Below are 21,025 nucleotides of genomic sequence, written 5' to 3'. Positions count from 1 at the left end.
AATATGTTTACTAAAGGCAATTTAGGTAATTTAATGAAACAAGCTCAGCAAATGCAAGAAAAAATGGCAAAAATACAAGAAGAAATAGCTCAAATGGAAGTAACAGGAGAAGCCGGAGCAGGATTAGTAAAAGTAACTATTAATGGAGCGCATAATTGTAGAAAAGTAGAATTTGATCCAAGTTTATTAAAAGATGATAAAGATATGCTAGAAGATTTAGCAGCTGCAGCATTTAATGATGCTACAAGACGTATCTCTGAAGCTCAAAAGAAAAAAATGTCTTCTATATCTACAGGAATGCAATTACCTACAGGATTTAATATTCCAATATAATGAATGTTTAAAAAAATAATTTAAAAATATATTTAATATTATTAATATATCATTAATACTAATTATATAATATTTTAAGAATACTTTAATAAAATTTATACACACATTTTCAAAATAGAGATTTTTATGAATAAACTAAAAAAAGAAACACATAGTTTTCAATCAGAGGTAAAACAATTATTACATCTAATGATTCATTCTTTATATTCAAATAAAGAAATATTTTTAAGGGAACTTATATCTAATGCATCAGACGCAATAGACAAACTAAGATTTTTAGGAATATCTAAACCAGAATTATACGAAAATGAGAGTAATACTAAAATTCAAATATCTGTAAATAAATCTCAAGGAACATTAATTATCAATGACAATGGGATTGGAATGACTCGGCAAGATGTTATTAATAATTTAGGTACTATTGCTAAATCGGGTACTAAATCATTTTTAAAATCCTTAGAAAATCAAAAAAATAATGTAAAAAATGAACTAATCGGAGAATTTGGTGTAGGATTTTATTCTTCCTTTATTGTTTCTGAAAAAGTTTTAGTTAGAACAAGATTTGCTGGAAATAATAATGATCAAGGAACATTATGGGAATCATTCGGAAAGGGAGAATACAATATTACAAATATTGTTAAAAAAACTAAGGGGACTGAAATTACTTTATTTTTAAAAAAAGAAGAAAATGAATTTTTAGAAACATGGAGAATTCAAAGCATAATTAATAAATATTCTGATCATATTACAGTTCCAATAGAAATACAGATGTATGATGAAAAAAAGAAAATTTATTTCTGGGAACAAACAAATAAAGCAAAAGCATTATGGACAAAACAAAAATCGTCAATCTCTGAAGTTGAATATCAAGAATTTTATAAACACCTTACTAATGATCAAAATAACCCAATTATTTGGAATCATAGCCATGTAGAAGGTGTTCATGAATACATTAGTTTACTGTATGTTCCAGAAAAAGCTTCATGGGATATTTGGAATAAAGATAGTAAACATGGTTTAAAATTATATGTAAAACGTGTTTATATTATGGATAATTCACAAGCATTTCTTCCAAATTATTTAAGATTTATTAAGGGTATAATAGATTCAAATAACTTGCCTCTGAATGTTTCTCGAGAAATACTACAAGATAATTCTATTACTCAAAATTTAAAATCAGCATTGATAAAAAAATCATTAAAAATGCTCGAAAAATTATCAAAAAACAATAATAAATATCAAATTTTTTGGAATCAATTTGGATTAGTTCTAAAAGAAGGACCTGCAGAAGATAGTAAAAATTTAAATTTAATTGCTAACTTATTACGATTTACATCCTTCAAAAACAATACTGCAGAGCAAACAATGTCTTTAAAGGAATACGTATCTAATATGCATAAAGAACAAGAAAAAATATATTACATTACTTCAGATAGTTACACCTCAGCAAAAAATAGTCCTCATTTAGAATTATTTAATAAGAAAAATATTGATGTTTTACTGCTATCAGATAGAATTGACGAATGGATGATGAATTATCTTGTTGAATTTGAAGGAAAAAAATTTCAATCTATTAGTAAAGAAGATATATCATTAAATAAGTTAACTAAAGAAAAAATAAAAAACGAGAAGATTTCAACAGATATTTCTAATTTTTTAAAAAGAGCAAAAAAAGTACTTGGAAATAAAATTAAATTAGTGAGAACTACTTATAGATTAACAGAAACTCCATGCGTTGTTCTTAGTGATGCAAATGAAATGAGCACTCAAATGGCAAAACTGTTTAGCGCAGCAGGACAAACAGTTCCAGAATTAAAGTATATATTTGAAATTAATCCACAGCACCCATTAATAAAGAAAATATGCAAAATAAATGATGATAAAAAATTTGATGAATGGATTAATTTATTATTAGATCAAGCACTATTTGCAGAAAAAGGAAATTTAGAAAATCCACACAAATTTATTGCAACAATTAATAAACTTCTTATAGAAGAATAAAAAATGTGATTACTACTTTGCTATAGTAGTAATCGTAAACTTAAAATACATTATTTAAAACGAAAACTAATTATATGCGTATTATTTTATTAGGAGCTCCTGGAACAGGAAAGGGGACGCAGGGAAAGTTTATTGAAAAAAAATATAATATTCCGAAAATCTCTACAGGAGATATATTACGAAAAAAAATAGAAGAAAATCATCAGATCAGCAAAAAAATCAATGAAATATTAAAAAACGGAAAATTAGTCTCAGACAAAATTGTTTGTAATTTACTAAATGAAAGGCTGAATAAATCAGATTGTAAAAATGGATTTATATTAGATGGTTTTCCAAGAACAAAAAAACAAGCAATATATCTATCTAAAATTAATGTAAAAATAGATTATATATTAGAATTTATAGTTCCATATGAAATAATCCTTCAAAGAGTATCTGGAAGAAGAATACATTTTTCATCAGGAAGAATTTACCACATTAATTTTAATCCACCAAAAGAAAAAAATAAAGATGATATTACTAAAGAACAATTAAGTATAAGAGAAGACGATAAAATTAGCAGTGTAAAAAAAAGATTAAAAGAATATGAAGAAAAAATAATTCCTTTGAGAAAATACTATTTGGAAAAGCCAGAACTGAAATATTTTAAAATTGATGGAGCAGAAAAATTATCTAACATTTTTAAAAAAATAGAGTCTATTTTAAATAAAAAGTAATAAATTTTTTGCGTTCTACAGGATTCGAACCTGTGACCTACGGCTTAGAAGGCCGTTGCTCTATCCATCTGAGCTAAGAACGCATAGACGAAATTTAACACTAAAATAATATATATGCAACTAAATTAACATTTTATTTTAATTAAAAAAAATTAAATAATTGTTTTTATCATATTAATAGAGTAATTAAATAATGACTGCAATAATAATTAACGGTAGTAAAATAGCACAAAATATAGAAATTAAAATTTTAAAAAAAATTATAAAAAGAAAAGAAAACAAAAAAAGGATGCCTGGATTAGCGATGATTTTAATTGGAAATAATTCGGCATCTCAAATTTATGTAAAAAGAAAAATAATAGCTTGTAAAAAAGTTAATTTCTTATCTCAATATTGGCATTTTCCAGAAAATGTAGATGAAAAAAAAATATTAAATTTAATTCAAAAACTAAATAATGATTTAAAAATAGATGGAATTTTAGTGCAATTACCTATACCTGAAACAATAAATTATACTAAAATTTTCAGTGCTATTAGACCTGATAAAGATGTTGATGGTTTTCATCCTTATAATACAGGCTCCCTATGTCAAAGAAATCCTACACTAAGAGCTTGTACACCCAAAGGTATTATTACTATGTTAAAGTATAAAAAAATTCATACGCATGGGTTACATGCTGTTATCGTAGGGGCTTCTAATACAGTAGGAAGACCGATGAGTATGGAATTATTACTAGCTGGATGCACTACTACTGTAACACATAGATTTACTAAAAATTTAAAAAGTCATGTAAATATAGCAGATTTATTAATTGTAGCCATAGGAAAACCAAATTTTTTAAAAGGACAGTGGATTAAAAACGGCTCCATAGTAATAGACGTGGGAATTAATAAATTAAAAAATGGAGACATTGTAGGAGATGTAGATTTTAAATCAGCATCTTTAAAAGCCTCTTATATTACACCAGTTCCAGGTGGAGTAGGTCCAATGACAGTAGCAACATTACTAGAAAATACGTTAGAAGCTTGTGAAAAATATCATGATAAATAAATTATTTTTTATGACGCCATAATGTTTCTTTCGGCAAATCTTCTAAAATTATATCTAAATTTTTTAATTCATTACGTAATTTATCAGCTTCTTCCCATAACTTTAATTTTCTAGCAATATTTCTTTTTTCAATCAAAAATTCAATTTTTTTTATCATTTTTTTATCAAAAAATTGTTGTCTTTGAAGAAAAATTTTTGGCTCTTTTTTTAAAAGACCTAAAAATTCTGCTAGTTTTTTTAATCGAAAAGCTAAAAAGTTTGATTTAGATAGATTAATTTTTTTAAAAAAATTAATCTTACGTGCTATTTTTGATAAAATCGAACAAGCTCGCGGAGTATTAAAATCATTATTCATAGCAGAATAGAATTCGCTTTCAAAACTTAAACCTTCTTTTCTATTTGGAATAGGATGAGCATCGTTTATAGATTTATAAAGATATTCTAATGATAATTGTGATTTTTTTAGATTTTCTTCAGAATAATAAATTGGATGTCTATAGTGCGTAGATAAGAAAAAATAACGTAAAACTTCAGAATCATAAATTGATAAGATATCTTTTAAAAAATATGAATTTCCTAAAGATTTAGACATTTTTTGATTTTTAACAATTACCATACCAGAATGCATCCAAAAATTTATTTTAAATTTATGACTTAAACATCTGGATTGAGATATTTCATTTTCATGGTGAGGAAATAATAAATCTGAACCTCCTCCGTGAATATCTAGCGAATTTTTAAAAAAAAAGTTAGTAATTGCTGTGCATTCAATATGCCATCCGGGACGACCATCCCCCCAAGGAGATTTCCAAAAAATTTTATCTTTTTTTTTGGATTTTTTCCAAAGAACAAAATCTAATGGATTCTTTTTAGTTTTACTTTGAATTTTTCGAGTGCCAGAAATTAAATTATTTAAGGGCTGACGAGATAAATTTCCGTATTCTTTATAACTATTTATTGAAAACATTACATCACCATGATCATTGACATATGCATTTTTATTTTTAATTAATTTAATAATAATTGCAATAATATGATCAATATATTCTGTAACACGAGGCTCTTCATTAGGTGGAATAATTCCTAATAAAGAAAAATCTTGGTTCATTGAATGAATCATAGTATCCGTAAAAATACGAAAATCAATTTTTTTTTCTAAAGATTTTTCTAAAATTTTATCATCAATATCAGTAATATTTCGAACATATTGAACTGAAAAACCAATAGATCTTAAATAATTCACTATCATATCAAAAACTACAAAAGTACGTGCATGACCAATGTGACAAAGATCATAAACAGTAACACCGCATACGTATAAATTAATTTTTCCATTATTAATGGGTTTAAAAATTTCTTTTCTACGAGTGGATGTATTAAAAATCTTTAACATAATTTTCTCATAAGAAACTTTTTTTAAAAATAACAAAAATATATTATTTTCTATATTATCAGTATGTTACACTAACAATATCATTAATACTTATTTGAATTTTCTAAAAATTTAAATTTATAACTTATTATCATAATGAAAAAAATATTTTTAATTAAAAAAATTAAAAATATGCTTATAAAAATTAACCGGGATTAATTAATGCAGACTAAATTACGAGAAATATTAAAATTCCCTTGTTTTTTTACTTATAAAATTATCGGTTTAGCAAACCCTGAATTATTAGATCAAATAATAAAAGTGATACAAATTCAAATACCTGGAGATTATATACCTCAAGTAAAATCAAGTAATAAGGGTAATTATATCTCTATTTCTATTACAGTGCATGCCGAAAACTTCGCACAAATTGAAAATTTATATTATAATATTAGCAAAATAAATGCAGTAAGAATAGTACTATAATGGTATATCTTTAAAATATAAATAATAATAAAATTTTAATATACTTTAAATAAATAGTACAGCTCCATAAAGAGCCGTACTAAAATAATACTTTTATCTTATATTTTTTTTAATATAAAATAAATTTTTGATTTACAAACTAATAACATTAGCAGCAGATGGTCCTTTTGCTCCTTCAGTAATCTCAAATTCAACACTTTGACCTTCTGCTAAAGTTTTAAATCCATTACTTTGTATAGCCGAAAAGTGAACAAATACATCCTTACTTCCATCTTCTGGAGTAATAAAACCAAATCCCTTAGACTCATTAAACCACTTAACATTACCTTTGATCTTGGACATCTATATTATACCTTCACATAAAAATATACTAAATTAAAAAAAGAACTAAATAATTATAAATGATTTTTATACTGCAAAAAATCAAAAATAATATAAAATTTTTAATAGATTAACATGTAAATCTATTGTTAGCTAGATAACAAACAAATTTAAAAAAATATTTAAAATAAATTCAATAAAACGATTACTACGATTTATTTTAAATACAAAAAAACCCGAAAATTTTCGGGTTTTTTTGTATTTTTCTGGCTTTACCTACTCTCACACGGGGAGACCCCGTACTACCATTGGCGTTGTAACGTTTCACTTCTGAGTTCGGAATGGATTCAGGTGGTACCCTTACACTATTTTGACCAGAAATTTTTTAGTGCTATTATAATATATATATATTAATACAACAATAAATTCAGTAAAACAAGCTTTTATTAAATTTATTTAAAACACCTCTGGTGTTGTAAGGTTAAGCCTCTCGGGTCATTAGTACTAGTTAGCTCAACACATTGCTATGCTTACACATCTAGCCTATCTACGTTGTAGTCTTCAACGTCCCTTCAGTAAACACACAAAATGTTTCAGGGAAGATTTATCTTGGAGCAAGTTTCGTACTTATATGCGTTCAGCACTTATCTTTTCCGCATTTAGCTACCGGGCAATGCCATTGGCATGACAACCCGAACACCAGTGATGCGTCCACTTCGGTCCTCTCGTACTAGAAGCAGCCCCCCTCAATCTTCCAACGTCCACGGCAGATAGGGACCGAACTGTCTCACGACGTTCTAAACCCAGCTCGCGTACCACTTTAAATGGCGAACAGCCATACCCTTGGGACCTGCTTCAGCCCCAGGATGTGATGAGCCGACATCGAGGTGCCAAACACCGCCGTCGATATGAACTCTTGGGCGGTATCAGCCTGTTATCCCCGGAGTACCTTTTATCTGTTGAGCGATGGCCCTTCCATACAGAACCACCGGATCACTAAGACCTGCTTTCGCATCTGCTCGCGTCATCACGCTCACAGTCAAACTGGCTTATGCCTTTGCACTAACCTCACGATGTCCAACCGTGATTAGCCAATCTTCGTACTCCTCCGTTACTCTTTGGGAGGAGACCGCCCCAGTCAAACTACCTACCAGACACTGTCTCTGCACCGGATAACGGCGCTAGGTTAGAATTTCGAATTTTAAAGGGTGGTATTTCAAGATTGACTCCATTAAAACTAGCGTTTTAACTTCAAAGTCTCCCACCTATCCTACACATTAAAATTCAGAATTCAGTGTCAAGCTATAGTAAAGGTTCACGGGGTCTTTCCGTCTTGCCGCGGATATACTGCATCTTCACAGCAATTTCAATTTCACTGAGTCCCAGGTGGAGACAGCCTGGCCATCATTACGCCATTCGTGCAGGTCGGAACTTACCCGACAAGGAATTTCGCTACCTTAGGACCGTTATAGTTACGGCCGCCGTTTACCGGGGCTTCAGTTCAGAGCTTTAAGTTTACACTTTAACTCCTTCGATTAACCTTCCGGCACCGGGCAGGCGTCACACCGTATACTTCCACTTTCGTGTTTGCACAGTGCTGTGTTTTTAATAAACAGTTGCAGCCAGCTGGTATCTTCGACTAGATTCAGCTAAAGGAGTAAATCCTATCACTTAAAACTAGCGTGCCTTCTCCCGAAGTTACGGCACTATTTTGCCTAGTTCCTTCACCTGGGTTCTCTCAAGCGCCTTAGTATTCTCTACCTAACTACCTGTGTCGGTTTGAGGTACGATTTAATTTTATCTGATGCTTAGAGGCTTTTCTTGGAAGCGTGGTATTAGTTACTTCATCAATTTAATGATTCGTCATCATGCCTCAGATTAAAGATAATCGGATTTGCCTAATTATCATACCTACACATTTAAACCGAGATATCCGTCACTCGGATAACCTAACCTTCTTCGTCCCCCCTTCGCAATAAAACTAAGCACAGGAATATTAACCTGTTTTCCATCGACTACGCTTTTCAGCCTCGCCTTAGGGGTCGGCTTACCCTGCCCCGATTAACGTTGGACAGGAAACCTTAGTTTTTCGGCGAGCAGGTTTTTCACCTGCTTTATCGTTACTCATGTCAGCATTCGCACTTCTGATACCTCCAACATACTTTACAATACATCTTCATTGGCTTACAGAACGCTCCCCTACCCAGCAACACTTTTAAAGTTTGCTGCCGCAGCTTCGGTGCATAGTTTGAGCCCCGTTACATCTTCCGCGCAGGCCGACTTGACCAGTGAGCTATTACGCTTTCTTTAAATGATGGCTGCTTCTAAGCCAACATCCTGGCTGTTTATGCCTTCCCACATCGTTTCCCACTTAACTATGACTTTGGGACCTTAGCTGGCGGTCTGGGTTGTTTCCCTCTCCACAACGAACGTTAGCACCCGCTGTGTGTCTCCCGTGATAACATTCTACGGTATTCGGAGTTTGCATCGGATTGGTAAGCCGGGATGGCCCCCTAACCGAAACAGTGCTCTACCCCCGAAGATGAATTCACGAGGCGCTACCTAAATAGCTTTCGGGGAGAACCAGCTATCTCCCGGTTTGATTGGCCTTTCACCCCTAGCCACAAGTCATCCGCTGATTTTTCAACATCAGTCGGTTCGGTCCTCCAGTTGGTTTTACCCAACCTTCAACCTGCTCATGGCTAGATCACCGGGTTTCGGGTCTGTACCCTGAAACTTAACGCCTATTTAGGACTCGGTTTCCCTTCGGCTCCCCTATATGGTTAACCTTGCTACAGAGTACAAGTCGCTGACCCATTATACAAAAGGTACGCAGTCACATTACAAAATTCTTTAATGCTTCCACTGCTTGTACGTATATGGTTTCAGGTTCTATTTCACTCCCCTCGCCGGGGTTCTTTTCGCCTTTCCCTTACGGTACTAGTTCACTATCGGTCAGTCAGGAGTATTTAGCCTTGGAGGATGGTCCCCCCATATTCAAACAGGATTTCTCGTGTCCCGCTCTACTTCTTGAACCCACAAAATAAGTTATTTCATATACTGGGCTATCACCATGTATCGCTGAGTTTTCCAAAACATTCTATTATAACGTATTTTGATTATAGTTCTAGGCTTTTCCCTTTTCGCTCGCCACTACTTAGGGAATCTCGGTTGATTTCTTTTCCTCAAGGTACTTAGATGTTTCAGTTCCCTTGGTTAGCTTTATTAATTTATTTAATTCAATTAATAATGATACAAAAATGTATCGGGTTTCCCCATTCGGAAATCGACGGTTATAACGCTTCATATCAGCTTACCGACGCTTTTCGCAGATTAGCACGTCCTTCTTCGCCTCTGACTGCCAAGGCATTCACCATATACGCTTATTTGCTTAACCTTACAACCCACAGGTGTCTTTTTTTTGTATATAAAATTAATTTATATGCTTGTTTTCCGAATTTTTAAAGAGCATTTATTAAAGATTTATATTTTAATTATTTATTTTTTATTTCTTGCGTTAAGAGTAACACAATAATTTAAATTAGTACATATTATTTTTTAAAATAATTTTATTTTTGTCCCTTAGGGGATTTGAACCCCTGTTGCCGCCGTGAAAGGGCGATGTCCTGACCTCTAGACGAAAGGGACTTCAAATGTTTAAAACATTATAATAAATAATACAGATAGCAAAAAAAGAGTCAAGTATTTTTTTAAATTAAATTAATATACATTAAATATAAAGTTAAATACTTTAAGTAGTTTTATTAACAAATTTAGTATAAAAAATAGTTATAAAAAATTATTTAATTTATGATTGTTTTTTATTCAAAATATCTATAATATAATCAGTTTTAGGAAATATATTGTGCCATTCTAAAAAAGAATAAGCTGCTTGAAAAACTAACATACCTATTCCGTTAGAAATTAATTTAGAACCTATTTTAGCCGACCAACTGATGAATGGTGTATCAACAACATCATAATTCATATCATAGAAAAAAGTTTGATCACTGAGAACAGATAGAGGTACAAAATCTTCTTTTACGACATTTCTTGATACAGCATTAATAACTAAATTAAAATAATTCTCTTTAAAATTATTTTTTTCAAAAATATAAATGTTTCCATATTTACTAAATTGTTCTACCAAACGTTTAGCATTTGAGAGAGTTCGATTTAAAATATACACTGTACAATTTAAAGATAAAATTGAAAATAAAATTCCCTTGACTGCCCCACCTGCACCAATAATTAATATAGAAAAACCTTTTTTTATAAAATTTATCCTTTGTAAATCAGATAATAAACCTATACCATCAGTATTATCTCCTAAAATAGTTGTATTATCAATTTTTTTTAGAGTATTTACAGAATGAGCTATTTTAGCACGTTCAGTTAACTTGTTAGAAAAAAAGTATGCTTCTTCTTTAAATGGAGCTGTAACATTAGCTCCCTTAAGATTGTTTTTAAAAAAATTATAAACAAGCAAAGAGAACTGATTCAACGGAATATTTACAGCTTTATAAATGTGAAGAATATGTGTTTGTTTTTTGAATAACTTATGAATTAAAGGAGATTTACTGTGATTAATAGGATTTCCAAATAAAGCATAATTAAAGTTTTTAAATGTTTGCATGACGAATAAATTTGCCGTTGATGATATTAATTATTGTAGAAGGATTTTTTTCAGAACCAATTTTTCCATTAAGTAATGGAAATTTCTTTCCAAAAATTCTACAAATATCTTCTGTAGTAAGACATGGAGGCATATTAGAGAAATTAGCACTAGTTGAAATTAAAGCTTTTCCAAAAATATTACATAATTTAATTATACTAAAATGATTACTAATTCGCACCGCGACAGTATTAAAATGACCTGTTAACCAATGAGGTGCAGAAATACTGGCAGGAACTAAAAATGTTACCGGACCAGGCCACTGCATGAGCATATCTTTCTTTTTCTTAATCGATAAACTATTCTCATTAATATAATTTTTTATTTGATTATAATGAGAAGCAACTAATATAAGTCCTTTTTTAATACTCCTTTTTTTTAATTTTAACAACTTTTTAACAGCTTTTTTATTATCTGGATCGCATCCTAAACCAAACATAGCTTCTGTAGGATAAGCAATAACATTACTATTGTATAACTCTTGTATGCAATAAATTAACGAAGTTAAAAAGATATTTTTATTCACTTAAAACCTCGCATCAAAATTTATAAAATAAAAACAATTTATTTTTAAAAAATTAATGAACACTGTTAATTTTAAAATTAAATAATACATTTTCAAGTTTTTTATAAACTAATTCACACCCGGGAATATTAAATAATATAATTAATACAATCCATTTAAAATCTTCAAGATCTAATTCAGTAATATCAAGCGCCATAATTTTTTCAATAATTATTTCACGTGTATCCAACGTCAAAATTTCTAATTGCTCTAAAAAAAATATAAAACCACGACAATCTACGTTAATCTTAAAAAGTTCTTCTGTAGTATAAACACGAGTTGATATATAATTTAAATTTGTATCAAAAGCAGAAATAATATTTTTTTTACAACAAGATAAATTTTTAAGCCAACGCAAAGCGTTATAAATATCTTGTTTTTTAAAACCTATATCCGATAAATCATTAGTAACACTTTCATAATCAATAGAAACTTCTGACTCATTATGAATATAAGTTTCAAACAAATATATTAATATCTCAAACATTATATCCTCAATTATACATTAAAATTTAGATTTTTAGTAATACAAGCTTATATGTTATTTTTTTAAAATTTACCTATAAATATGATATATTGAACCAATAATAAATTTAATAAAAAACCTTTTAAAAGTATACTTTTAATTATAAAAAAAAAGTTTATACTAATATACAAAATTAAATTATTGTAAATTCAAATATATGTCTGTTTTAAAAATATTGCGCTATCCTAATCAACGATTAAGATTGATAGCCGAACCAGTAATTAAAATTAATTCTAAGGTACATAATATCATTGATAACATGATTGAAACAATGCATCAAGAAGAAGGAATTGGTTTAGCAGCAACTCAGGTAGATATTCAATTACAAATTGTAGTCATTAGTAAACTTGATGAGAAAAAAGATAATTTGGTACTTATAAATCCTAAAATAATTGAAAAAAAGGGAAATATTAGCATTGAAGAAGGTTGTTTATCAATTCCAGAATATCGTGCTTTTGTGCCTCGTTCTAACTATATTAAAGTTCAAGCTCTTAATTCCCATGGAAATAATATCGAAATAGAAGCTAATTCACTGCTTTCTATTTGTATACAACATGAAGTTGATCATTTACAAGGGAAATTATTTATTGATTATCTTTCTGAGCTGAAGAAATCTAGAATTCAAAAGAAAATTAAAAAAATAAACAAAAGAAAAAATAAAATTTTTTAAAAATGAGAAAAAATTTGAAAACATTAAAAATTATTTTTGCTGGAACTGATCATTTTTCAGAACAACATTTAAACGCACTAATTCAAAAAAAATATAAAATAATAGCAGTAATTTCTCAGCCAGATCGTTTTCTTGGAAGAGGGCTAAAAAAAGTTTTTTCTCCGGTAAAAATGCTTTCTATAAAAAATAAAATTCCTATCATTCAACCAATAACATTGAACAATAAAAAAATTCAAAAAAAAATATCAAATTTTAATGCAGATATTATGATAGTAGTTTCATACGGTCAAATCATACCTAAAGAAATATTAACTATGTTTTTAAAAGGTTGTATTAATTTACATCCATCATTACTTCCTAGATGGAGAGGTCCAACACCTATTCAATCATCTATTTTATTTAATGACAAGGAAACAGGTATAAGTATTATTAAAATGAACGAAAAAATTGATGACGGAAATATAATATATTCATCAAATTGTCAAATATCATCTAAGGATACTACAGAAACATTATCTTTCAAATTAGCAAAAATAGGAATTCAAGGTCTATTAAAAACTTTAGAAAAAATTAATAATAATGATATTTTTGAAATAAAACAAAATGAAAAATATGTTACTTTTTCAAAAAAAATTTTTAAAAAAAATGCTTTATTAGATTGGAATAAAGAAGCTCATTTTTTAGAAAGATTAATACGCGCTTTTAATCCTTGGCCAATATGTTATTTTATCGTTGATACAATAGTTGTACGAGTTTGGGAAGCAACAGTTATAACTAATATCCAATCAAATGTTAATATAGGAGAAATCCTTTGTTATAACAAATATGGTATTCAAATACAAACAGCTAAGAATATATTAAACATCCAAAAAATACAGTTCCCAGGAAAAAAAATTGCTCATGTTAAAACAATGCTAGATTCTAAAAAAAATTTTTTTTGTCTTAAAAAAATTATATAAATATAAAAAAATTTTTAATTATTTCTAAAAAATGAGCAAACGGTATATTTCCGTTTGCTTTAAATTTTATCTTTTTAAAAAATTAATTTTTATTAACTTTTTTTAATTAATTTTGTGTTTTTTACTCGATCAACTAATTCAATATAAGCCATGGGAGCTTTATCTCCAGATCGAAATCCGCATTTTAAAATTCGAGTATAACCACCAGGTCGATCATTAAAAAGAGGTCCTAAATTTTTAAATAATTTTGTTACTACTTCATTATTACGAATTCTAGAAAAAATTAATCTTCTATGAGCTATAGTATCAATTTTAGACATAGTAATAATCGGCTCGACGACTCTGCGTAATTCTTTTGCTTTTGCTAACGTTGTTTTAATAATTTCATTTAAAAATAAAGAACACGCCATATTTTTAAAAATAGATTTTCGGTGATCACTATTACAATTTAATTTTCGACCAATTTTTCGATGTCGCATACACTATACTCCTCTTAAAAAAGTTATATTTTTTTAAACTTTTTATTCAATATATTATTCATCTAAAAGAGATGACGGAGGCCATTTTTCCAATTTCATTCCTAATGATAAATTTCGAGAAGCTAATATATCTTTAATTTCTGTTAATGATTTTTTCCCTAAATTAGGAGTTTTTAAAAGTTCTACTTCAGTTTTTTGTACCAAATCTCCAATATAGTGTATTGCTTCTGCTTTAAGGCAATTTGCAGAGCGAACTGTCAATTCTAAATCATCAACAGGACGTAATAAAATTGGATCAAATTCCGGTTTCTCTTCTTTAATTTCTGGCTCTCTAACATGCCTTAAATCTACAAATGCTTCTAATTGTTCAGACAAAATAGTAGCAGCTCTACGAATGGCTTCTTCAGGATCAATAGTTCCATTAGTTTGCATTTCAATAATTAATTTATCTAAATCGGTTCTTTGCTCTACGCGAGCTGCTTGTACGTTATAAGAAATGCGTTCTATCGGACTAAAACATGCATCTACTAATAAACACCCTATAGATCTTGTATCATCTTCTATATGAATTCGAGAAGCAGCAGGAATATAACCTCTTCCACGTTGAACTTTAATTCTCATTTGAATAGAAGAATTATCATTAGTTAAATGACAAATTATATGATCTGGCTTAATAATTTCAACATCTCCATCATGCTGAATGTCAGCAGCAACAACAGAACCAATGCCTGATTTCTTTAAAAATAAAAAAACTTCATCTTTTCCATGTACTCGAACAGACAATTCTTTTAAATTTAATAAAATTTCTAAAATATCTTCTTGAACACCTTCTTTCGTACTGTACTCATGCAATACTCCATCAATCTCTACTTCTGTTACTGCACATCCAGGCATAGAAGAAAGAAGAATTCTACGAAGAGCGTTTCCAAGTGTATGACCAAATCCTCTTTCTAAAGGCTCTAACGTAACCTTAGCATGAGTAGGAGTAATTTGTTCAATTTCTACTAAACGAGGTTTTAAAAAACCCATAATAGAACTCTGCATAACGTCCTCTCGATAAGTAGAAAATTCTATTTAGAATAAAGTTCTACAATTAAATGTTCGTTAATTTCTGCAGATAAATCAGAACGTTCAGGAAATCTTTTAAATATACCTTCCATTTTTTTGCTATCTACTTCTATCCAAATCGGCTTTTCTCTCTGTTCATAAAGATCTAAAGATGCTTTTATGCGAGATTGATTTTTAGATTTATTTCTTATAGAAATTTGATCTTGAGGAGAAACTTGATATGAAGCAATATTTACAATACGACTGTTAACTTGAATAGATTTATGATTAATTAACTGTCTTGATTCAGAACGAGTGCACCCAAATCCCATACGATAAACTACATTATCAAGACGTCTTTCCAGTAATTTTAATAAATTCTCTCCAGTATTACCTTTTAAACGAGAAGCTTTTTTATAATATATTCTAAATTGACGCTCTAAAATACCATAAAGTCGACGAACTTTCTGTTTTTCACGCAATTGTATTGCATAATCAGATAATCTAGGTTTTCTAACACCATGCTGTCCAGGTGGATGCTCTAACTTGCATTTTGAATCTATGGGGCGAAATCCAGATTTTAAGAATAAATCAGTACCTTCACGTCGACTTAGCTTTAATTTAGGACCTAAATATTTTGCCATTTTTTTTCTCCAAATATTCCTTAGAATTTAAACACGACGCTTTTTAGGAGGACGGCAACCATTATGCGGAATAGGCGTTACATCAGTGATATTTGTGATGCGAAAGCCCGCAGAATTTAAAGCTCTAATAGTAGATTCTCTTCCGGGACCAGGACCTTTTACCATAACCTCTAAATTTTTTATTCCGTAATCTTTAACTATTTCAGAACATTTTTCTGCTGCAATTTGCGCAGCAAATGGGGTAGACTTGCGTGAACCCCTAAATCCAGAACCTCCAGAAGTAGCCCAGCCTAAAGTATTACCTTGTCTATCAGTAATAGTAACAATAGTATTGTTAAAAGATGCGTGAATATGAGCTATCCCATCTGTAATTTGTTTTTTAATACGTTTTCGTGTTCGAACAGTTGAATTCTTAACCATATGTGAAATTACCTAATTATTTTTTTATCGCCTTTCGCGGACCCTTGCAAGTACGTGCATTGGTTTTAGTTCTTTGTCCGCGGACTGGAAGTCCTCTACGATGACGTAAACCCCGATAACAATTCAAATCAATCAAACGTTTAATATTTAAAGTTTTTTCTCTTCTTAAATCACCTTCAACAACATACTTTGCAACATTTTCTCTTAACACATCTATTTGAGATTCCTTTAAATCTATTATTTTAATTTTCTCAGAAATTTTGGAATCATGACAAATCTTTTTAGATAATTTTCTGCCTATTCCATATATAGCTGTTAACGCAATTACAGCATGTTTATTTTCAGGAATATTAATGCCAGCAATACGAGCCATTTATAAATCCTTTTTTTATTTACTAAAATTAAAAATATAGTAAGTACTTAATATATATTATTTCAATAATAAATTTTTTAAAAAAATTTTAATTCATGTGCTTCTAGCCTTGACGCTGTTTATGCTTCGGATCATTACTGCAAATAACACGTACAACATTGTTTCTTCGTACTATTTTACAATCACGACATAAAGTTTTAACAGATGCTTTGACTTTCATTAGATTTCTCCGGAATTCTTAAAAATCATTGAAATTTACTTAAAAATTAGCTTTTTTTAACATTGCATCGTATTTACTAGACATAATCAAAGTTTGAATTTGGACAATAAATTCCATGATCACTACAACTACAATTAATAAAGACGTACCTCCAAAATAAAAAGGTACATTCATAGCACTTCTCATAAATTCTGGTATTAAACAAATAAAAGAAATATATAAAGAGCCAAAAAAAGTTAATCTCATCATTATTACATTAATATATTTAGCAGTTTGCTCACCAGGACGAATACCTGAAATGAAAGCACCTGACTTTTTTAAATTATCTGCAGTTTCACGAGGATTAAACATTAATCCAGTATAAAAAAAGCAAAAAAATATTATAGAAACAACATATAATACTAAATATAAAGGTTGATTAGGTTGAAAATAAAAGGCAATAATTTTTATTATGTGCCATTTATCATCTATATTAAACCAAGATATAATAGTAGCAGGGAAAAGCACTACACTTGAAGCAAATATTGCCGGAATAACACCAGACATATTAATTTTTAAAGGCAAATGTGTACTCGGAGTTGAATAAATACGACGACCTCGTTGACGTTGAGCATAATTAACAATTATTTTTCTTTGACTTCTTTCAATGAAAACTACAAAAAAAATTACTGAAAAAATTAAAAACAAAATAAAAAAGAAAATTATAAAATTTAAATTACCTTGTCTAGTTTGTTCAATAGTATGAATAATTGCAGAAGGCAATCCTGCTATTATACCTATGAAAATGATAATAGAGATACCATTTCCAATACCACATTCTGTAATAAGTTCACCTAACCACATTAAAAACATAGTTCCAGTAACCAAAATAATAACAGCAGTAAAATAAAAATAAAAATCAGAATGTATTACAATATGATGCATACTTGATACACTCGATAAACCTGTAACAACTCCTATAGACTGAAATAATGCCAAGATCAAAGTAGCATATCTTGTATACTGATTAATTTTATGACGTCCAGATTCTCCTTCTTTTTTTAGTTCACTTAAAAAAGGTATTACTAAAGTTAGTAATTGCATTATAATAGAAGCTGATATATAAGGCATAATACCTAAAGCAAAAATAGAAGCACGACTTAAAGCACCACCAGAAAACATATTAAACATTTCAACAATAGTGCCTTTATGATCATTTAAAATTTTAGATAAAATCGTGGTATCAATTCCTGGAATAGGAATAAAAGATCCAATACGAAAAATAATTAGCGCAATGATTACGAAAATAATTCTTTTTTTTAATTCAATAATACTTTTTTGAGAATTTTTAAGATTTAATCCCAATGTCTTAATCATTATTTACCGATTATCCTTCAATTTTTCCACCATGATTTTCAATTGTAGCGCGAACAGACTTTGTCACGCGTAATCCTTTTAATATTAATGACGTTTTTAGTTCTCCAGAATAAATAATTTTTACATATTTAATATTTTTATTAATAATTCTTTCTTTTTTTAAAACATTCAAATCAATCAAATTAGTAGATAAATTAGATATATCTGACAAACGAACTTCTTCTGTAACAGCTTTCTTGCGAGATTTAAATCCAAATTTAGGCAGTCTTCTATACAAAGGCATTTGACCCCCTTCAAACCCACGATTAACATGACCTCCGGATCTAGATTTTTGACCTTTATGTCCCCGTCCTGCAGTTTTTCCAAAACCTGAACCAATTCCGCGACCTAATCTTTTTCGATTTTGGCGAGATTTATATGCGGGAGAAATAGTATTTAAATGCATTTACAATGACTCCTCTTGTTCTTGTACTTTTAAAATATATGATATTTTTTTAATCATGCCTCGAATTGCAGGGTTGTCTTGACGTATTACGCTATGTCCAATACGTTTTAACCCAAGTCCAAACAAAATTTTTTTATGTTTAGGTATGCGACCTATTTTACTTTTAATTTGAGTTATTTTAATATTTTTCATGAATTAATACTTATCCTAATATTTCTTTAATAGATTTATTTCTTTTAGCAGCTATCATTTCTGGAGATTTCATATTAATTAAACCATTCATTGTCGCACGAACAACATTAATAGGATTTGTTGATCCATAGGTTTTAGCTAATACATTATGTATGCCAGCAACTTCTAATACAGCACGCATAGCTCCACCTGCTATAATTCCAGTTCCGTCTGATGCAGGTTTCATAAAAATATTAGATCCTGTATGAGACCCTTTTAAAGAATGCTGTAAAGTTTTATTTACCAATGGTATACTAATCATACTACGTCGTGCTTTTTCCATAGCTTTTTGAATAGCTGCTGGTACTTCGCGTGCCTTTCCATAACCAAAACCTACACGACCCTCTCCATTTCCAACTACTGTTAATGCTGTAAATGAAAATATTCGCCCACCTTTAACTGTTTTTGAAACTCGGTTAACAGTAATTAATTTTTCTTGTAGTTCATTATTATTTTTTTTTTCTGTATTAACCATTCTATATTTTACCTTAAAACTTTAATCCAAAATTACGAGCAGAATCTGCTAGTGTTTTTATACGTCCATGGTACTTAAAACCTGACCGATCAAAAGAAACTTTAAGAATACCTTTTGACAAAGATCGCTGAGCAATAACCTTACCAATAACTTCTGAAGCTTCTTTATTTCCAGTATATTTCAAATTTAATTTGATATTTTTTTCTAAAGTAGAAGCACAAACTAACACCTTAGAATCAGGAGAAATTACCTGAGCATACATATGACGAGAGGTACGATGAACAACTAAACGTACTGCATTTAACGATTTAATTTTACAACGCGTTTTAAAAGATCGACGTATACGAGAATTTGTTTTTTTATTTTTAAAAAACATCATTTTACTTTTTCTTAGCCTCTTTTATATGTATAGTTTCGTCTGAATAACGTATGCCTTTTCCTTTATAAGGCTCTGGCTTTCTATAAGACCTTAAATTAGCAGCGATTTGACCAACTAATTGTTTATCTATTCCTTTAATGATAATCTCTGTAGGAGATATAACCTCTACGTTAATATCAGGAGGCAAAGTATATAAAATAGGATGAGAATAACCCAAAACCATATGAACAATATTTTCCTTTACTATAGATACACGATATCCTACTCCAGAAAACTGTAATTTCTTAAAAAATTTTTCTGATACTCCTGTAACCATTGAACTAACAAGTGCTCTTGAAGTACCCGCTTGAGCCCAACCATCAGAAAATCCAGGACGTGCGGAAAAAACTATTGTATAATTTGAATATTTTACTTCAACTGCATCATGAATAATCCGCTTAAGATGACCATATTTTCCCTTGACAGATATTAATTGTTGATTTAACTGAACTTGAATATTTTCAGGAACATGAATTGGACGCTTCGCAATACGAGACATTTTTCCTCCATTAAGCTACGTAGCATATAACTTCACCACCAAGACCAAGCCGACGCGCCATACTATCTGTCATAACACCTTGAGATGTAGATATAACTGCAATTCCCAAACCTGCCATTATCTTAGGTAAATCATTTCTTTTCTTATATATTCGTAAACTAGGGCAACTTACGCGTTGAATTTTTTCAATAACGGCTTTTCCTTTAAAATATTTTAAAAATATTTCCAATTCTAACTTTTTATGACCTTGAACATTAAAATCCTGAATATAACCTTCTTTTTTTAATAATACTAAAATAGCATTTTTTAAATTTGAAAAAGGCATTTTAACGGAATTTTTATTAGCTGATTGTCCATTCCGAATACGAGTGAGCATATCTGCTACGGGATCTTGCATACTCATTTTGAACTCCAAAAAAATTATACAATATATTTTACCAACTAGCTTTTTTTAAACCTGGAATTTCACCCTTCATAGCAGCTTCTCTAACCTTGATACGACTTAATCCAAATTTTCGTAAAAAAGCATGAGGACGACCAGTTTGACGACATCTATTTCTTTGACGTGAAGGACTGGAATCACGAGGAAATTTTTGTAGTTTAAGAACAGCATTCCAACGATCTTCTTCAGAAAATTTGATGTTGCCTATAATATTTTTTAATTCAGTACGTTGTACATAAAATTTATTAGCTAATTTTAAACGTTTTTTTTCACGTTCTTTCATTGATTGTTTTGCCATAAA

General features: G+C 29.6%; 26 protein-coding genes, 2 tRNA genes and 2 rRNA genes. 7 read left to right on the top strand and 23 right to left on the bottom strand.

Going from position 1 to position 21,025, the window contains the following annotated elements; all coding sequences use genetic code 11:
• Nucleotides 1-3 precede the first annotated feature (3 nt).
• From DD681_RS00630 to adk, 3 genes are all read left to right on the top strand, one after another.
• Complete coding sequence (locus DD681_RS00630; protein ID WP_158341099.1) at nt 4-333, top strand: YbaB/EbfC family nucleoid-associated protein; 330 nt, start codon at nt 4-6, stop codon at nt 331-333.
• 126 nt (nt 334-459) lie between these two features.
• Complete coding sequence (gene htpG / locus DD681_RS00625) at nt 460-2,334, top strand: molecular chaperone HtpG (protein WP_158341098.1); 1,875 nt, start codon at nt 460-462, stop codon at nt 2,332-2,334.
• A gap of 74 nt (nt 2,335-2,408) precedes the next feature.
• On the top strand, nt 2,409-3,050 hold the full coding sequence (gene adk, locus DD681_RS00620) for an adenylate kinase (RefSeq protein WP_158341097.1): 642 nt from the start codon (nt 2,409-2,411) through the stop codon (nt 3,048-3,050).
• A gap of 9 nt (nt 3,051-3,059) precedes the next feature.
• On the opposite strand, the gene DD681_RS00615 is transcribed toward adk, so the two are convergent.
• A tRNA-Arg gene (locus tag DD681_RS00615) sits at nt 3,060-3,133 on the bottom strand.
• A 110-nt stretch (nt 3,134-3,243) separates the two neighbouring features.
• On the opposite strand from DD681_RS00615, the gene folD reads away from it, so the two are divergent.
• A complete protein-coding gene (gene folD / locus DD681_RS00610) occupies nt 3,244-4,101 on the top strand; it encodes a bifunctional methylenetetrahydrofolate dehydrogenase/methenyltetrahydrofolate cyclohydrolase FolD (protein ID WP_158341096.1) in 858 nt (285 codons plus the stop codon).
• A gap of 1 nt (nt 4,102) precedes the next feature.
• Here the strand turns inward: folD and cysS are convergent, their stop codons facing one another.
• On the bottom strand, nt 4,103-5,494 hold the full coding sequence (gene cysS, locus DD681_RS00605) for a cysteine--tRNA ligase (protein ID WP_158341095.1): 1,392 nt from the start codon (nt 5,492-5,494) through the stop codon (nt 4,103-4,105).
• Nucleotides 5,495-5,695: 201 nt separating this feature from the next.
• Here cysS and ybeD point away from each other — a divergent pair, with 201 nt between their 5' ends.
• A complete protein-coding gene (ybeD, locus tag DD681_RS00600; RefSeq protein ID WP_158341094.1) occupies nt 5,696-5,959 on the top strand; it encodes a DUF493 family protein YbeD in 264 nt (87 codons plus the stop codon).
• A 132-nt stretch (nt 5,960-6,091) separates the two neighbouring features.
• Here ybeD and cspE read toward each other — a convergent pair whose 3' ends face one another.
• The 7 genes from cspE to DD681_RS00565 all read right to left on the bottom strand — a co-directional run bounded on the left by cspE (nt 6,092) and on the right by DD681_RS00565 (nt 12,007).
• A complete protein-coding gene (gene cspE / locus DD681_RS00595) occupies nt 6,092-6,301 on the bottom strand; it encodes a transcription antiterminator/RNA stability regulator CspE (RefSeq protein ID WP_009874442.1) in 210 nt (69 codons plus the stop codon).
• A 243-nt stretch (nt 6,302-6,544) separates the two neighbouring features.
• Nucleotides 6,545-6,659: ribosomal RNA gene (gene rrf / locus DD681_RS00590) — 5S ribosomal RNA — on the bottom strand.
• Nucleotides 6,660-6,757: 98 nt separating this feature from the next.
• A 23S ribosomal RNA gene (locus DD681_RS00585) occupies nt 6,758-9,677 on the bottom strand.
• A 179-nt stretch (nt 9,678-9,856) separates the two neighbouring features.
• Nucleotides 9,857-9,928 (bottom strand) — tRNA-Glu (locus DD681_RS00580).
• Between the two features lie 160 nt (nt 9,929-10,088).
• Complete coding sequence (gene aroE, locus DD681_RS00575) at nt 10,089-10,916, bottom strand: shikimate dehydrogenase (protein ID WP_158341093.1); 828 nt, start codon at nt 10,914-10,916, stop codon at nt 10,089-10,091.
• Entirely contained in the window at nt 10,903-11,394 is a 492-nt protein-coding gene (locus DD681_RS00570) for a Sua5/YciO/YrdC/YwlC family protein (RefSeq protein ID WP_261788376.1), read from the bottom strand. Before DD681_RS00570 ends, aroE begins: the two co-directional genes overlap by 14 nt.
• A gap of 139 nt (nt 11,395-11,533) precedes the next feature.
• Nucleotides 11,534-12,007, bottom strand: a complete 474-nt coding sequence (locus DD681_RS00565; RefSeq protein WP_158341091.1) for a DUF494 family protein — start codon at nt 12,005-12,007, stop codon at nt 11,534-11,536.
• Nucleotides 12,008-12,203: 196 nt separating this feature from the next.
• Between DD681_RS00565 and def the strand changes: the two genes are divergently transcribed.
• A complete protein-coding gene (def, locus tag DD681_RS00560) occupies nt 12,204-12,716 on the top strand; it encodes a peptide deformylase (RefSeq protein WP_158341090.1) in 513 nt (170 codons plus the stop codon).
• Nucleotides 12,717-12,730: 14 nt separating this feature from the next.
• A complete protein-coding gene (fmt, locus tag DD681_RS00555) occupies nt 12,731-13,675 on the top strand; it encodes a methionyl-tRNA formyltransferase (protein WP_158341535.1) in 945 nt (314 codons plus the stop codon).
• Nucleotides 13,676-13,767: 92 nt separating this feature from the next.
• On the opposite strand, the gene rplQ is transcribed toward fmt, so the two are convergent.
• The 14 genes from rplQ to rpsN form a co-directional block, all read right to left on the bottom strand.
• Nucleotides 13,768-14,154 (bottom strand): 50S ribosomal protein L17, encoded by a 387-nt coding sequence (rplQ, locus tag DD681_RS00550; RefSeq protein WP_158341089.1) that lies wholly within the window; start codon nt 14,152-14,154, stop codon nt 13,768-13,770.
• A gap of 54 nt (nt 14,155-14,208) precedes the next feature.
• Nucleotides 14,209-15,198: a DNA-directed RNA polymerase subunit alpha gene (locus DD681_RS00545; protein WP_158341088.1), complete on the bottom strand. Its 990-nt coding sequence runs from the start codon at nt 15,196-15,198 to the stop codon at nt 14,209-14,211.
• Between the two features lie 26 nt (nt 15,199-15,224).
• Nucleotides 15,225-15,845 carry a 30S ribosomal protein S4 gene (rpsD, locus tag DD681_RS00540; RefSeq protein WP_158341087.1) on the bottom strand — a complete coding sequence of 207 codons (621 nt, stop codon included), beginning with the start codon at nt 15,843-15,845 and terminating at the stop codon, nt 15,225-15,227.
• 27 nt (nt 15,846-15,872) lie between these two features.
• Nucleotides 15,873-16,265: a 30S ribosomal protein S11 gene (gene rpsK / locus DD681_RS00535; RefSeq protein WP_158341086.1), complete on the bottom strand. Its 393-nt coding sequence runs from the start codon at nt 16,263-16,265 to the stop codon at nt 15,873-15,875.
• A gap of 16 nt (nt 16,266-16,281) precedes the next feature.
• Nucleotides 16,282-16,638, bottom strand: a complete 357-nt coding sequence (gene rpsM, locus DD681_RS00530; protein WP_158341085.1) for a 30S ribosomal protein S13 — start codon at nt 16,636-16,638, stop codon at nt 16,282-16,284.
• Between the two features lie 103 nt (nt 16,639-16,741).
• Nucleotides 16,742-16,858: a 50S ribosomal protein L36 gene (gene rpmJ / locus DD681_RS00525; RefSeq protein WP_158341084.1), complete on the bottom strand. Its 117-nt coding sequence runs from the start codon at nt 16,856-16,858 to the stop codon at nt 16,742-16,744.
• Nucleotides 16,859-16,897: 39 nt separating this feature from the next.
• Complete coding sequence (gene secY / locus DD681_RS00520; protein WP_158341083.1) at nt 16,898-18,214, bottom strand: preprotein translocase subunit SecY; 1,317 nt, start codon at nt 18,212-18,214, stop codon at nt 16,898-16,900.
• A gap of 10 nt (nt 18,215-18,224) precedes the next feature.
• Nucleotides 18,225-18,659: a 50S ribosomal protein L15 gene (gene rplO / locus DD681_RS00515; RefSeq protein WP_158341082.1), complete on the bottom strand. Its 435-nt coding sequence runs from the start codon at nt 18,657-18,659 to the stop codon at nt 18,225-18,227.
• A complete protein-coding gene (gene rpmD / locus DD681_RS00510) occupies nt 18,660-18,851 on the bottom strand; it encodes a 50S ribosomal protein L30 (protein ID WP_158341081.1) in 192 nt (63 codons plus the stop codon).
• 10 nt (nt 18,852-18,861) lie between these two features.
• Nucleotides 18,862-19,365 carry a 30S ribosomal protein S5 gene (rpsE, locus tag DD681_RS00505; protein WP_158341080.1) on the bottom strand — a complete coding sequence of 168 codons (504 nt, stop codon included), beginning with the start codon at nt 19,363-19,365 and terminating at the stop codon, nt 18,862-18,864.
• Nucleotides 19,366-19,378: 13 nt separating this feature from the next.
• The gene (gene rplR, locus DD681_RS00500; protein WP_158341534.1) at nt 19,379-19,741 is read right to left on the bottom strand and encodes a 50S ribosomal protein L18; all 363 of its coding nucleotides are present in this window, start codon (nt 19,739-19,741) and stop codon (nt 19,379-19,381) included.
• Between the two features lie 4 nt (nt 19,742-19,745).
• Entirely contained in the window at nt 19,746-20,282 is a 537-nt protein-coding gene (rplF, locus tag DD681_RS00495; RefSeq protein WP_158341079.1) for a 50S ribosomal protein L6, read from the bottom strand.
• Between the two features lie 10 nt (nt 20,283-20,292).
• Nucleotides 20,293-20,685 (bottom strand): 30S ribosomal protein S8, encoded by a 393-nt coding sequence (rpsH, locus tag DD681_RS00490; protein WP_158341078.1) that lies wholly within the window; start codon nt 20,683-20,685, stop codon nt 20,293-20,295.
• Nucleotides 20,686-20,716: 31 nt separating this feature from the next.
• Nucleotides 20,717-21,022 carry a 30S ribosomal protein S14 gene (rpsN, locus tag DD681_RS00485; protein WP_158341077.1) on the bottom strand — a complete coding sequence of 102 codons (306 nt, stop codon included), beginning with the start codon at nt 21,020-21,022 and terminating at the stop codon, nt 20,717-20,719.
• Nucleotides 21,023-21,025 lie beyond the last annotated feature (3 nt).

It is taken from the genome of Buchnera aphidicola (Melanaphis sacchari), from assembly GCF_003096055.1.
Lineage (GTDB): Bacteria > Pseudomonadota > Gammaproteobacteria > Enterobacterales > Enterobacteriaceae > Buchnera > Buchnera aphidicola_P.
The sequence above is the reverse complement of the archived record's forward strand: the minus strand, read 5'-3'. Positions and strand labels throughout refer to the sequence as shown.

Excerpts from the sequence above, each read along its gene's own strand:
- rpsD (WP_158341087.1), bottom strand. The coding sequence starts at position 15,845 with ATGGCAAAATATTTAGGTCCTAAATTAAAGCTAAGTCGACGTGAAGGT.
- rpmD (WP_158341081.1), bottom strand. The coding sequence starts at position 18,851 with ATGAAAAATATTAAAATAACTCAAATTAAAAGTAAAATAGGTCGCATA.
- rpsM (WP_158341085.1), bottom strand. The coding sequence starts at position 16,638 with ATGGCTCGTATTGCTGGCATTAATATTCCTGAAAATAAACATGCTGTA.
- ybeD (WP_158341094.1), top strand. The coding sequence starts at position 5,696 with ATGCAGACTAAATTACGAGAAATATTAAAATTCCCTTGTTTTTTTACT.
- DD681_RS00630 (WP_158341099.1), top strand. The coding sequence starts at position 4 with ATGTTTACTAAAGGCAATTTAGGTAATTTAATGAAACAAGCTCAGCAA.
- DD681_RS00565 (WP_158341091.1), bottom strand. The coding sequence starts at position 12,007 with ATGTTTGAGATATTAATATATTTGTTTGAAACTTATATTCATAATGAG.
- aroE (WP_158341093.1), bottom strand. The coding sequence starts at position 10,916 with ATGCAAACATTTAAAAACTTTAATTATGCTTTATTTGGAAATCCTATT.
- folD (WP_158341096.1), top strand. The coding sequence starts at position 3,244 with ATGACTGCAATAATAATTAACGGTAGTAAAATAGCACAAAATATAGAA.
- adk (WP_158341097.1), top strand. The coding sequence starts at position 2,409 with ATGCGTATTATTTTATTAGGAGCTCCTGGAACAGGAAAGGGGACGCAG.
- rpsH (WP_158341078.1), bottom strand. The coding sequence starts at position 20,685 with ATGAGTATGCAAGATCCCGTAGCAGATATGCTCACTCGTATTCGGAAT.
- rpsE (WP_158341080.1), bottom strand. The coding sequence starts at position 19,365 with ATGGTTAATACAGAAAAAAAAAATAATAATGAACTACAAGAAAAATTA.
- htpG (WP_158341098.1), top strand. The coding sequence starts at position 460 with ATGAATAAACTAAAAAAAGAAACACATAGTTTTCAATCAGAGGTAAAA.
- rplQ (WP_158341089.1), bottom strand. The coding sequence starts at position 14,154 with ATGCGACATCGAAAAATTGGTCGAAAATTAAATTGTAATAGTGATCAC.
- rplR (WP_158341534.1), bottom strand. The coding sequence starts at position 19,741 with ATGTTTTTTAAAAATAAAAAAACAAATTCTCGTATACGTCGATCTTTT.
- rpmJ (WP_158341084.1), bottom strand. The coding sequence starts at position 16,858 with ATGAAAGTCAAAGCATCTGTTAAAACTTTATGTCGTGATTGTAAAATA.
- rplF (WP_158341079.1), bottom strand. The coding sequence starts at position 20,282 with ATGTCTCGTATTGCGAAGCGTCCAATTCATGTTCCTGAAAATATTCAA.
- rpsN (WP_158341077.1), bottom strand. The coding sequence starts at position 21,022 with ATGGCAAAACAATCAATGAAAGAACGTGAAAAAAAACGTTTAAAATTA.
- rpsK (WP_158341086.1), bottom strand. The coding sequence starts at position 16,265 with ATGGTTAAGAATTCAACTGTTCGAACACGAAAACGTATTAAAAAACAA.
- DD681_RS00570 (WP_261788376.1), bottom strand. The coding sequence starts at position 11,394 with ATGTTTGGTTTAGGATGCGATCCAGATAATAAAAAAGCTGTTAAAAAG.
- cysS (WP_158341095.1), bottom strand. The coding sequence starts at position 5,494 with ATGTTAAAGATTTTTAATACATCCACTCGTAGAAAAGAAATTTTTAAA.
- DD681_RS00545 (WP_158341088.1), bottom strand. The coding sequence starts at position 15,198 with ATGCAGAGTTCTATTATGGGTTTTTTAAAACCTCGTTTAGTAGAAATT.
- def (WP_158341090.1), top strand. The coding sequence starts at position 12,204 with ATGTCTGTTTTAAAAATATTGCGCTATCCTAATCAACGATTAAGATTG.
- rplO (WP_158341082.1), bottom strand. The coding sequence starts at position 18,659 with ATGCATTTAAATACTATTTCTCCCGCATATAAATCTCGCCAAAATCGA.
- cspE (WP_009874442.1), bottom strand. The coding sequence starts at position 6,301 with ATGTCCAAGATCAAAGGTAATGTTAAGTGGTTTAATGAGTCTAAGGGA.
- secY (WP_158341083.1), bottom strand. The coding sequence starts at position 18,214 with ATGATTAAGACATTGGGATTAAATCTTAAAAATTCTCAAAAAAGTATT.